Source organism: Furfurilactobacillus siliginis (genome assembly GCF_001437435.1).
In the GTDB taxonomy this organism is placed as follows: Bacteria; Bacillota; Bacilli; order Lactobacillales; family Lactobacillaceae; genus Furfurilactobacillus; species Furfurilactobacillus siliginis.
Genome location: NZ_JQCB01000013.1, coordinates 19,364 through 31,975, shown reverse-complemented (window position 1 = coordinate 31,975; position 12,612 = coordinate 19,364). Strand labels below are relative to the sequence as shown.

The following is a 12,612-nucleotide window of genomic DNA, read 5'->3' as shown; positions in this document are numbered from 1 at the left end:
TTGAAAATCAGAAAACAACAATGGGTCTGTGGACATAATTAGTTATGTCCCAGACCCGACACAAAAACCAATAACAGCTCAGTAAGCACAGATGAACAACTGTAACAGCAGTGATTTCGGCATTAAACTTCAAGCAAAAAAGCGTGTTTTTGGGACATAAGTCATCTTGTCCCAGACACGCTTTTTGATTTACGAACTTAATATAGAGAAAACGCGGGCTAAAAGTCACGTAACTGTGCAGACTACGAACCACCTACCGGGTTGAAACCCAACCCGTCCGGCGTTTCTAGGTCTTGCTCGCTACTTACCGACTTTTATCCCGCGCTTACTTCTCACTAATTTAAATATGCTTGCCACTGCTCATGTAATTCACTGGCAGCATCCTTACTAGGACTGATCACTAAAATCGTGTCATGACCTGCCAGTGTGCCGGTGATTTTAGTTTCATCCAAGTCATCAACCACAGCCGCTAGTGCATTACCATCACTAGGTGTTGTTTTCACAACGTTCATGAATTCTACTTGCGTAAAGTCGATTACGACTTCGCGAAACTGTTGTGCAAACAGTTCTGCTGAAGCAGCCGTTGGTATCTGCAACATGCGATAGCTCGCTTTACCACTGGCGTTTGGTTCCTTGACGATGTGTAGTTCCTTTAAATCACGCGATAAGGTCGCCAGCGTTGCACTAACACCTTGGGCAGCCAGATGCTTTTGCAACTCATCTTGGTTTCCAATCGTTTCGTTCGTGATTAATTCGCTGATGATTGCTTGGCGTTCTTGCTTGCGCATTCTGCCACCGCCCTACATTTCGTCAGGAGATTGCACACCGAGCAAACGTAAGCTTTCCTTCAATACGATGCTGACACTCTTGACCAATGCCAAACGTGCATTTAAGCCATCGTCTTCGACCAAGATTTTTGAGTTTGCATAGTATTTGTTGAAATCACGCGCTAAGTTGATTGCATACTTCGCAATAACAGATGGTTCATATTCAGCGACAGCACGTTTGATTGTTGCGCCGAATTCGCTCAATGCTTTGATTGTGTCCCAAGCAGCAGGATCATCAATACTGATGTTATCTAAATCAAAGTCAGTCTTGTTGGCCTTCCGCAAGATACTCTCGGCACGGGCACGGGCATATTGTACATAAGGGCCAGTGTCACCTTCAAAACGAACCACTTCTTCTAAGTTAAAGTCAAAGCTGTTCATCCGTTCATTCTTCAAATCATGGAAAATAACGGCGCCGACACCGACTTGATGGGCAACCTGTTCCTTATTTGCAAGGGATGGGTTCTTTTCTTCGATCTGTTGCATAGCGAGCTTCGTTGAATCGCTCAGCACATCCTCAAGTAAGACAACCCGGCCAGAACGTGTCGATAACTTCTGCCCATTCAACGTAATCAAACCAAATGGAATGTGATGAATATCTTTCGCCCATTCAAAACCCATTTCCGTTAACACAGCTTTTAATTGTTTGAAGTGATTTAATTGTTCAGCACCAACGACGTATAGTGATTGGGCAAACTTATATTCACGTTTCCGGTAAATTGCGGCTGCCAAGTCACGTGTGATGTACAACGTTGCGCCATCTGACTTCTTAATCAAAGCTGGGTTTAAATTGTACTTTTCAAGGTCGACAACTTCGGCACCTTTACTTTCGTGCAGTAAATCTTTATCTTCCAAGATTTGAACAACTTCAGCCATCTTGTCATTGTAGAATGCTTCCCCATTAAAGGAGTCAAACTCAACGTCCAATTCGTCATAAATCTTCATGAATGACTTCAAAGATTCAGACCGGAACCACTTCCATAATTCTGTGGCTTCTTCATTCCCATCTTCAAGCTTCCGGAACCATTCACGGGCAGCATCGTCTAGTTCAGGATGTTCCTTATCTTCCTGATGGAAACGCACGTAGTATTCCAATAACTTATTGATTGGATCAGCCTTAACTTCTTCTTCGCTTCCCCACATTTTGTAAGCTTGGATCAGCTTCCCAAATTGAGTGCCCCAATCACCTAAGTGGTTGATTTTAACTGGGTTATAACCGGTTTTCGCTAAAATGTTGGCCAATGAATTCCCAATCACAGTAGACCGTAAATGGCCCATCGAAATTGGCTTAGCGATATTAGGTGAAGACATGTCAATTGGCACATTCCCGCCTTTGCCGAGGTCTTGCTGACCGTAATCAGCCTGCTGCGTTAAAACGGCTTGTAAAGTTGTTGCCGCAAAATTCCCCTTCTTTAAGAAGAAGTTCAGGTATGGTCCCACAGCCTTGACACCTTCAAACGCATCCTGATCGATTTTAGCTAATAAGTCAGCTGCAATCATGTTAGGCGCCTTATGCATCGTCTTAGCTAAGGTAAACGTTGGAAACGCAACATCCCCCAAGTCAGACGTTTTTGGTTGTTCAAGCTTTTCTGTCACTTCTGCTACGGTCAGTTCATTGTCTAACGCAGCACTGATCACAGTTGCAACTTGTTCTTTATTATTCATGTAATTCATCCTTTCAGGTAACGAAAAACCGCCCCTTACATTTTCATGCAAGAGGCGGTTATCCGCGGTACCACTCTTATTGACTCGGCTTTCACCTAGTCCACTCATTTATTATTAATTTGTATCGTTTAGCGCGCTTCACCCAACTAACTTATCGCCTTCCATCATGCGCGACTCGCTGGAAAGTTAGTCATGGGCTACTCCTCTAAACGTGAACATGCGTTATTATAACAAGATTTTTAGTTAATGACAATTGTTTGCTGTGAGAATGCTTGTTCCTTTCTAAAAGGTGATCTCTGAATGATCCACATCCAACCAATATGTCTGTGCATCCACTTCAAAGTAGGCCTTCAAGTAGTCAGTTAATTGTTTAACAGCCTGCTCATGCAATTCATGCCGCTTAGGATCAATGTTCTCCATGTAGAAGACCAGATTTTTAGACGTACTGGTGGTTTCCGTTCGTCCTGAATCACGCCAGGCCCAGCAACGGCTAATAATATCCTGATCATCGCGGTAAACGACCTCACCTGGCAGCGCCGGCATGTTTTCAGTTTCACCAATAGGTAAAAAGTTTTCGCCACCGGCAGCCATGGTCAATCGAATGTCACCGACAATTTTATCCATATCTTGCGAACCAAGCGGAAAAGCATAGTTTAAAGAGACAGTGTTATACATATCAACAATTGGATTGATTGGTGTCACGCCTTTGCCATTTTTTGCCCGCTTTAATAAGTTTTCAATGGCTGAGCGTGCACCCTTTTTCGTTTTAAATTGCTGATAGGCAGTCCGCCACGATTGAATAATCTCATTGTTACTGATTGGGTCGTTTGGGACCCACTTCACCGCATTCATATTTGCTTGTGCTAATTGTTCTGCTGGAAATGTATGATGCTCGTTATCAATTCCGCGAGCCGTTACAAACGCAATCTTGGTCGTCGGAAATAGACGCCAAATTTGTGGATCAACCATAAATCGTGCCATTACAAAAGCGCCTCCTACTTAACAAACGTCAATGTCATGTTCTGATGCATGACCCCGAAGTCATCGAATGGTTCACCAATCGCTTGAAACCCAAAGGACGCATAAAAACGGGTCAAATAGGTCTGTGCAGCAATATCAATCACATCTATCTCGGACTGCTGTTGCAGCCAATTCAGAGCCGCCTGTAGTAATTTTCGAGCAAGTCCTTGCTTGCGATCTCGTTCATTCACAAGCACCCGGCCGATGTGCCAGTGACCAGCCTGCGCAGCTGGGTACAAGCGACAATATGCGCGAACATGTCCATCTTCGCCTGCAAACCACAGATGTTTCGCGACCAAATCATCTGCATCTACTTCTGGATATGCACAATTTTGTTCCACCACAAATACATCCGTGCGGGCTCGGTAAATTTCAAACAGTTCCACGGTCGTCAATTCATCAAACGCTTTATTCAGTAATTCCGTCATTAAGCATCCCCGCCTTTATCATCAATATTTTTATTAGCGTAGCACGTTTATCAATTTGAAAACACAAAAAAATTAGCATGCCGTTTGCTAATCCACGGCATGCTAATTAAATAACTATAGTAATAATCCAACACGGTAATGGATGAACATCGTAATCAAACCAACGATCACATTACGAATGATGGCAGTCTTTGTTAACCCATCACCTAACTTAGCACTCAGATAACCTGTCAGTGCAACCGACAGTGTAACGGCCGCAATCGTCATTTGCCATTGGATATTGACAGGTGAAAAAGTCATCGCAAATAAGGGGAACAAACCACCGGTAGCTGCAGCAAACAATGACGAAAACGCTGCGTTCCATGGATTCATGTATTCACCCAGTTCTAGGTCATACTTAATTCGGGCCAACGTTTCTAATGGTCGTTTTGCCATCAACTCATCGGTAATTTCCTGTGCAGTAACCTTTGAAACGCCCCGACTGATGTAATAATCACGGACAATGGCTGCTTCTTGATCTGGTTGTGATTTCAGCAAAGCTTCTTCTTCAGCAATGGCCGCTTTTTCTGTATCCTTTTGTGAACTGACCGAAGCATACTCTCCGGAAGCCATGGAAAAGGCACAAGCCAATAAATCAGATAAACCGGCAATGAAAATTGTAAATTGATTGGTCGTTGCCACGGCCACCGAAAATAACACGCCGACAACTGTTAGGATACCGTCGTTAGAGCCTAATACACCAGCACGCAATGTATTCAAACGTTCGGCCATTGTCATCTTTTGACGTTTTTTTGGTTCAGTTGGTGTTTCTTGCATAATCAAACTCCCCTTTTAAAATTCACGAGTAATTAGTGGGCAAACATTAATCCAATCGCATAAGTTACCAGCATCGTCAGTACACCAGAGATGACATTACGTAAAGTGGCTTTACCACGATTGGCGTTCCCCAACATCGCAGCTGTGTAACCTGTAACAGATAATGCCAGCACAACTGAAATAATCGTCGCAATAACGCGAATTTTGGCTGGGAACATTGTGATTGCAACTAACGGCAAAATTGACCCAGTGGGAAATGAAATCATGGAGGCCATGGCCGCACCAATAGCACTTGTTTTCACCTTAGGATCAAACCCATAGCGTTCACGCACACCTGAATACAGTGGATCATCCGACATCATTTCTTCAGCAGCCTTCTCAGACAGTTCATCGGAAATTCCCTGTGCCATATACTTTTGCTTAATGAAGTTGATTTCGCCGGCTAATCTCTCATCAACCGCCTGACTCTCTCGCTGAATCGCCCGTTTTTCAGAATCTCGTTGCGTACTAACAGACACCCATTCGCCCATGGCCATCGAAATGGTTCCGGCAAGCATCCCCGCAATACCGGCCAGAAAAATCGCATGCGAATTATTTGTCGCACCGGCTACCCCAATAACAATCCCAGCAACAGATAAGATTCCGTCGTTGGCACCCATGACACTGGCTCGCATAATGTTGATTCGTTGTGCAAGTGACGCCGGCTTTTTTTCTTTCTTCGTGGCAGTTGATTCCATGTGCTTACCCCTTTTCATTCATAACAACTCCATTTATAATAAAAGTTATTAATCAGTGCTTCTTCTTTGTTTAGAATTATTCTAACTTGCAACATCTATCCTAGCACTTTCACGACCAACTGCAAGTTTTATTTTGATGCCTTTTAGACGATTGCATCATGTTTTCAGACTCATTTTCAACTAATTAAATCACCCTTTTACAACGATGTCGCCTCATGGACATCGTTTTTATTTGCACTTGACTATGCGAACATATGTTTGTATTATGTGGTCAAGTAAATGAGGTGATAACATGCCCTATGATTATTCAGATGAACCACATGGTGTCTTTTTTCTCGTCGATAACAAGTCGTTTTATGCAAGCGTCGAAGCAGTCATGCGCGGCCTAAACCCGCTCAAGGCACTGCTAGTCGTCATGAGCGAACAAGCTAATACTAACGGTGGCTTAATTCTAGCAACTTCGCCTGATGCAAAAGTCCGTTACGGCCTAAAAGCCAACGTCTCAAGGCAGCGTGATTTACCCCAGGATGAGCGTCTTATCGTCGTTCCACCACGCATGAATCTCTACATCAAACGTAATTTACAAATCAACAATATCTTTCGACGCTTTGTTGCCGACGAAGATTTATGGCCATATTCAATCGATGAATCGATTCTCGATCTAACCCATTCCTACAAATTATTCGGTGAAACACCACTTGCTGTCGCTAAGAAGATTCAGCACACCATTCGCCAAGAATTAGGTTTATACGTCACCATTGGCATTGGTGAAACACCCGTTCAAGCTAAAATCGCGCTGGATGTCTACGCAAAGCACACGCCTGATTTAATTGGCGAGATTCGTTATGCAACTGTGCCAGAAAAGATTTGGACTTTACCAACCTTATCCGATGTTTGGAGTATTGGTCATCGTACTGCTACCCACTTGGAAAAAATTGGCATTCATAACATGCATGATTTGGCCTATTGTAATCCTGATCAATTAACTGCTGAATTTGGGATCATCGGCGGTCAGTTATACGCCCTTGCTTGGGGCATCGATCGCACGTTGCTACGCGAACGCATTCCCGTTCACGATAGTAGCCTCGGTAATTCCCAGGTACTACCGCGTGATTATCGTGATCAACATGAAATCGAAACCGTCATTAAAGAAATCGGCGAACAGGTTGCTTCACGTTTACGTCATCACAATCGGCTAGCAGGTAGCCTTTCTCTAAGCATTGGCTTTTCTTACGCAGCCAGTGAGCAAACTGGACGAGGCGGTTTTCACCAAACCGTCAACATTGATCCAACCGCAGACAATCACATCATTGTCGAAAACCTACTCATGGCATTTCGATCCCACTGGCGCCAGGAAACCGTTCGCAATATTGCCGTTTATACTGGCAAATTAGCACCGGCAACTGGGCAGCAACTCAATTTATTTGACGATCCTACACAACAGATAAAGAATCTGCACTTTCAAAACGTCATGGACATGCTGCGCGCACAATTTGGTTTTCGCGCCGCAACCTTTGCACGCAGTATTATGCCAGGCGGAACCGCCATCAACCGTGCAGCACTCGTCGGCGGTCATAATGGAGGCAATGCTTATGATTAGTGATCTTCAAGTCATCACAAAACGGCTTGATGCATTGTTTGTTCGTAAACGTAATGTTCGCTACTGGCTACAGGTTGTAGATGATCCATACGACCAGACCTATAACTTTTTCTTTGACAGCCGCTTGAAGGGCCATCGTGAAAAATCAGTACCGTTACACACGATTACCCACTATGATCTTGCCTATCTCGAAACCGTTATCATATCACTCAAAAAGCACACCCAGCTGAGTGTTCTTTATGAAGGCTTTACTGGACAACATTGGCCTAGCAACTACAACATCATTCAAAAAAGGAGACATTGGGATGAATGAACCAGAACCAGACTACAACCGTGCTCATGACTTCTTTGCGAATCGGTATGTCGAACGCGGAATGTTGAAATGGCAAGGTTATTATTTATCAGATCACACCAGTGCATTGAATAAAGAAGCCACTGATAAACAGCCACAACAGGTTCATGAACGCCAGTCTAGTGATACTGTACGGGAACTTCTTGCCGACGCTTACGCAAACCAGTACATGGTTAGCATTCAACGGTATCCACATAACTCTGATAAAGTATATGCACCGGATTTAACTGGGCATATCAGCGGTACGACTGGCGATGCTGTCGTTTTAGACACTGGCCAGCCATTGATGATCAACGATATTCGTCACGTGAAGCTCATTAAATAAATTTTCAATATCGTTAACCACTAATTGGTTAGCGATATTTTTTTGAGACAAAAAACGGTTTCCACCGTTCGTTATCGATATGAACAAAGTTTTCACGGACAGAAAGCGCTTGCATTTATATTTTATATTATATAACATGATGATTGTTTATTAATGATGTTATATATGCAGACGAAAGGTTGCTTTGTAATGAAATATACGTATACATTTAGTGAAGGTAATAAGTCAATGCGCAACATCTTAGGTGGCAAAGGCGCAAACTTGGCCGAAATGACTAACTTAGGACTCCCTGTTCCCAGCGGTTTTACTGTTAGCACTGCCGCTTGCCATGAATTTCAAGAAAATCATGGCATCTTAAGCGACCAGCTCGTTCAAGAAATCGACGCATCACTCGCCCATCTAAGCCACCTGGCTGCCAAAGAATTCGGTAGCGTGACTAATCCACTACTATTATCCGTTCGTTCAGGAGCCGCAATTTCGATGCCTGGAATGATGGACACCATCTTAAATATCGGACTAAACGATCAAAGTGTCGCCGCATTAGCCCAGTTAACTAAGAATGAGCGCTTCGCCTACGATAGCTATCGCCGCTTATTAGCCATGTTTGGTAACGTCGTATATGAAATTCCAGAAGCAACTTTTGATGACGTGCTAACTGATATTAAGCACCAAAGAAATTATCAATCCGATTTAGAATTAACTGTCGCTGATTTAAAAGAGATCGTTGCAAAATTCAAAAAAATATACGAAACAACTGATGTCAAAGCCTTTCCACAAGATCCCCATGACCAAGTGTTAGCCGCAGTACAGGCTGTCTTTTCATCATGGAATAACCATCGTGCAAAAATTTATCGACGTGAAAACAACATTCCTGAATCTCTTGGCACAGCTGTCAACATTCAAGAAATGGTCTTCGGTAACATTGGTGAAAATTCTGGTACAGGAGTTGCATTCACACGAAATCCAGCATCAGGAACAAAAGCGCTGTTCGGTGAATATTTGTTAAACGCCCAAGGTGAAGACGTCGTATCTGGTATTCGCACACCACAACCAATCTCAACGTTAGCCGACAGTATGCCACATGTTTACGATCAATTGGCTGGGATTGCAGAAAAATTGGAGCAACATTATCGCGACATGCAAGACGTGGAATTCACCATCGAAAATGGTCAACTCTTCATGTTGCAAGCTCGTGATGGCAAACGGACACCTGCTGCGGCAGTTAAGATCGCGGTTGATCAGGTAAAAGAACATCTGATTACTGAAGAAGCCGCCTTACTACGTGTCAAACCAGAAGCGGTTGGTACCATGCTACATCCTGAATTTGATCACACTGCTTTATTTGATCACCCTGTTTTAACGACCGGGCTTCCTGCTTCTCCTGGAGCTGCTACTGGTCAAGTTTATTTCACTGCTGAAACAGCTAAGGCCGCCCATGATGAGCAGCATCAACAAGTTATCTTAGTTCGTCAAGACACCTCCCCTGAAGATATTGAGGGCATGGTTGTCAGTGAAGCAATTGTCACTGCACGCGGTGGAATGACCTCCCATGCAGCCGTAGTTGCTCGTGGTATGGGGGCAACCGGTGTCGTTGGTGCACACGAATTGCACGTCGATTATGCAAAAAATCAGGCCACAATCAACGACCAAACATTGCATGAAGGTGACTGGCTATCTGTTGACGGTACCACTGGTCACTTATATCTAGGTCAAATGGCAACATCCGATGCGACAATTAATGATGATTTACAACAATTACTAACCTGGGCCAAAGCACATGCATCCATGGGTGTGTATACCAATGCGGATACACCGGCTGACTTTGAACGCGCACTGAGCTTTGATGCTGATGGCATTGGCCTAACACGCACTGAGCACATGTTCTTCAAACCTGAACGGCTTTTACAAATGCGACGGCTCATTATCGCAACGGATGCTACGGGACGTAAAGATCCGCTCGAAAAATTACTCGCCATGCAACAAACCGACTTCTATGAACTGTATAAGTTAGCTGCTGGTAAATCTGTGACCATTCGCCTATTGGATCCACCTTTACACGAATTCTTACCACATGACCCAGAAGAAATCGCTGAGGTAGCCGAACAAATCAATACGACACCGGCAGCCCTTCAAACACGGGTTGATTCTTTAAAGGAATTAAATCCAATGCTGGGTCACCGAGGCGATCGTTTAGCCGTCACTTACCCTGACATTTATCAAATGCAAGTGCAGGCAATCATGAATGCAGTACTGAAATTACACAACGAAGGTATTACTGTTGCACCGCACATCATGATTCCGCTCACAGATACGCAAAAAGAAATGGCCTGGGTACGCCAGCTTGTCACGGACCAAATTGATAAAAGCATGACCAATCAATCATGGAACCTTGATTACACCGTTGGCACGATGATGGAAATGCCGCGGGCCTGTGTGACCGCCGACCAAGTAGCTGAATCATCAGATTTCTTTAGCTTTGGTACCAACGATTTAACGCAGCTGACCTTTGGCTATTCGCGAGACGATGTTGGTGCTTTCCTGCCAGAATATTTGGCTAAAGGCTTACTTCCCGCTGATCCATTCCAAACGGTTGACATTGACGGTGTTGGCGCACTTATGCAAATTGCCGTTGACCGTGGTCGTCAAACAAAACCGCAGCTACCAATCGGCGTTTGTGGTGAAGTTGGTGGTGATCCCGCTTCAATTAACTTCTTTGAAAAGATTGGCGTAACCTATGTTTCCTGTTCACCATTCCGTGTTCCTGTGGCACGCTTAGCTGCAGCACAAGCACATCTGCCTGCTTCTGAAGTACAATCGGCAGTAACTGCCTAAGTTTTTTATCGCTATACAAAAAGACGTGGGTCTGGGACATAACTAAATATGTCTACAGGCCCATTGTTGTTTTCTAATTTTCAATAGCAAAAACGCGGGACAGAAACTCATTCAATTCTACCAATACCACTGTCAAAATGACGTTTGAGCAACGTCACCTGCTGACCTATAATAAAGGTATTACATTATTTATAAGGAGCCCATCATGGACTTTACCAAACGTCAACAAACCATCATCAAAATCCTCAAACAAACAAGTCCGTTAACTGCAGAAGCCATTGCTGAACGATTACAGATGGGAATCCCCACCATTCGTACAGATCTACGCCTATTAACCGCAGTCGGGCAATTAACCTCACGTCCGAAAGTTGGTTATGCCTACGCCGAAACTGCGACTAACATCGATCATCAACACTTATATGAAGAAAGCATCACCGACATCTTACTGCCGCCCACTGAAATCCAACCTGACACACCCCTACAGCAAGCTGTGAATACGTTATTTATGGCAGACGTTGGCTCTTTATATGTCGTCGATAAAGATCACAATCTTCGCGGCCTCATTTCTCGTAAAGATTTGCTGCGTGCCAGTATCAATAACAATGATTTAGAGGCCACTCCTGCCAGTATGGTAATGACCCGCGTGCCAAACATTGTCACGGTCACACCCGACACTAGTATTTTGCATGTTGGCGACTTATTACTGCAACATCAAGTCGACTCTCTCCCCGTCGTGTCAGCCAGTGATAGTTGGCATGTCATTGGAAAAATTACCAAGAATCGCTTATTTCAACGTTTTATTGAATTAGGCCGGCTTTCATAGGCTTTTTAACTAAAAATCACCTTGAAGGTAATGACATCTAAAAAACGCTATGCTACACTATAAAAGTTGAAACTTTGCGGGTGTAGTTTAGTGGTAAAATCCAAGCTTCCCAAGCTTGTGTCGCGAGTCCGATTCTCGTCACCCGCTTAATATATGCGTCAATGAAAGGTCACAGTCATGTGGCCTTTTTTCTTTGCGCTTCCTCCGACAGAAAGGATCTTCATGACTTACCTACGTCGTCTCATCAATCCTTGTTTGGCTTAGTGCAATCATTTATCAATTGTATCTACAATCTCTTTCTAACTTTGCTGATTCATTAACCAGTCCGTGCGTTTTAGAAAATACATCATATTCGTTTGTACATTACCGTGTTTTATATACAGATCATAATCACATTCCACCATTTCTGACGGTGCAACGTAATCATCGTCAGATATCAGCAGTAACTTTCCGCAAAATTTAACGAGCAATAGCCAAACGTCTTTGATAACCGCTTTGTAAATGCTAGACAAAGTGGTTTAATTAACACCAATTACCAATTCTGTGGAGGTCTTATATGAAAATTCTTGTTACCGGTTTTGACGCCTTTGATGGTGCAACCATTAACCCGGCGGGCGAAGTCGTCAACCAATTACCTAACACGATTGCAGGTGTGACAGTCGTCAAACAAATCATTCCTACTATTTTCGCTGAATCTGGCACTGTCCTTCATGATGCAATCGTTCGTGAGCAACCAGATTTTTTGCTAAATGTTGGGCAAGCTGGCGGTCGTTTTGGCATCACGCCTGAACGCATTGCAATTAACTTAGACGATGCCAGCCGAGCAGATAATGCTGGACAACAACCACGTAACCAATCAATTCAAAGTGACGGTCCAGACGCCTACTTCACGCAACTACCCGTGACTGAAATCGTGGCATCCATCAAAGCCCTCGGTATTCCGTCCATGGTGTCAACCACTGCGGGCACGTTCGTCTGCAACCACGTGATGTATCAGGCACAATTCATGCGTGCAAATGAATTTCCGTTCATCAAAGCTGCTGGTTTCATTCACATTCCCTTTTTACCAGAACAGGTAACTGATCAATTAAGCCCCTCCATGGCTCTAACTGACGCAACTAAGGGAATTACCGCTGCCATTCAAACGATTGTCACTCATCACTACGACAACTAACCGATCTCAATGC

12 protein-coding genes and 1 tRNA gene are annotated in these 12,612 nt (G+C 43.9%); 7 read left to right on the top strand and 6 right to left on the bottom strand.

What is annotated here, in order from left to right; genetic code table 11:
- Positions 1 to 335: 335 nt before the first annotated feature.
- The 6 genes from IV55_RS08395 to IV55_RS08370 all read right to left on the bottom strand — a co-directional run bounded on the left by IV55_RS08395 (position 336) and on the right by IV55_RS08370 (position 5,511).
- Positions 336 to 788: an arginine repressor gene (locus IV55_RS08395; protein WP_057811242.1), complete on the bottom strand. Its 453-nt coding sequence runs from the start codon at positions 786 to 788 to the stop codon at positions 336 to 338.
- Positions 789 to 800: 12 nt separating this feature from the next.
- A complete protein-coding gene (gene argS, locus IV55_RS08390; RefSeq protein WP_057811240.1) occupies positions 801 to 2,492 on the bottom strand; it encodes an arginine--tRNA ligase in 1,692 nt (563 codons plus the stop codon).
- Positions 2,493 to 2,774: 282 nt separating this feature from the next.
- A complete protein-coding gene (locus IV55_RS08385; protein WP_057811238.1) occupies positions 2,775 to 3,473 on the bottom strand; it encodes a B3/B4 domain-containing protein in 699 nt (232 codons plus the stop codon).
- Positions 3,474 to 3,487: 14 nt separating this feature from the next.
- Positions 3,488 to 3,940, bottom strand: coding sequence for a GNAT family N-acetyltransferase (locus IV55_RS08380; protein ID WP_057811236.1), 453 nt, complete (start codon positions 3,938 to 3,940; stop codon positions 3,488 to 3,490).
- Positions 3,941 to 4,054: 114 nt separating this feature from the next.
- Positions 4,055 to 4,756, bottom strand: coding sequence for a VIT1/CCC1 transporter family protein (locus IV55_RS08375; protein WP_057811234.1), 702 nt, complete (start codon positions 4,754 to 4,756; stop codon positions 4,055 to 4,057).
- Positions 4,757 to 4,788: 32 nt separating this feature from the next.
- The gene (locus tag IV55_RS08370; protein WP_225425836.1) at positions 4,789 to 5,511 is read right to left on the bottom strand and encodes a VIT1/CCC1 transporter family protein; all 723 of its coding nucleotides are present in this window, start codon (positions 5,509 to 5,511) and stop codon (positions 4,789 to 4,791) included.
- Positions 5,512 to 5,785: 274 nt separating this feature from the next.
- On the opposite strand from IV55_RS08370, the gene IV55_RS08365 reads away from it, so the two are divergent.
- The 7 genes from IV55_RS08365 (at position 5,786) to pcp (ending at position 12,599) form a co-directional block, all read left to right on the top strand.
- Positions 5,786 to 7,093 (top strand): Y-family DNA polymerase, encoded by a 1,308-nt coding sequence (locus IV55_RS08365; RefSeq protein ID WP_057811230.1) that lies wholly within the window; start codon positions 5,786 to 5,788, stop codon positions 7,091 to 7,093.
- Positions 7,086 to 7,406, top strand: a complete 321-nt coding sequence (locus tag IV55_RS08360) for an acetyl-CoA carboxylase (RefSeq protein WP_186808469.1) — start codon at positions 7,086 to 7,088, stop codon at positions 7,404 to 7,406. The genes IV55_RS08365 and IV55_RS08360 overlap by 8 nt, the downstream gene beginning before the upstream one ends.
- Positions 7,399 to 7,770: a hypothetical protein gene (locus IV55_RS08355; RefSeq protein ID WP_057811226.1), complete on the top strand. Its 372-nt coding sequence runs from the start codon at positions 7,399 to 7,401 to the stop codon at positions 7,768 to 7,770. Before IV55_RS08360 ends, IV55_RS08355 begins: the two co-directional genes overlap by 8 nt.
- A 189-nt stretch (positions 7,771 to 7,959) precedes the next feature.
- Complete coding sequence (gene ppdK, locus IV55_RS08350; protein ID WP_057811225.1) at positions 7,960 to 10,602, top strand: pyruvate, phosphate dikinase; 2,643 nt, start codon at positions 7,960 to 7,962, stop codon at positions 10,600 to 10,602.
- Between the two features lie 205 nt (positions 10,603 to 10,807).
- Positions 10,808 to 11,425: a CBS domain-containing protein gene (locus tag IV55_RS08345; protein ID WP_057811222.1), complete on the top strand. Its 618-nt coding sequence runs from the start codon at positions 10,808 to 10,810 to the stop codon at positions 11,423 to 11,425.
- A gap of 76 nt (positions 11,426 to 11,501) precedes the next feature.
- Positions 11,502 to 11,572: transfer RNA gene (locus IV55_RS08340), tRNA-Gly, on the top strand.
- 409 nt (positions 11,573 to 11,981) lie between these two features.
- A complete protein-coding gene (pcp, locus tag IV55_RS08335; protein ID WP_057811220.1) occupies positions 11,982 to 12,599 on the top strand; it encodes a pyroglutamyl-peptidase I in 618 nt (205 codons plus the stop codon).
- Positions 12,600 to 12,612 lie beyond the last annotated feature (13 nt).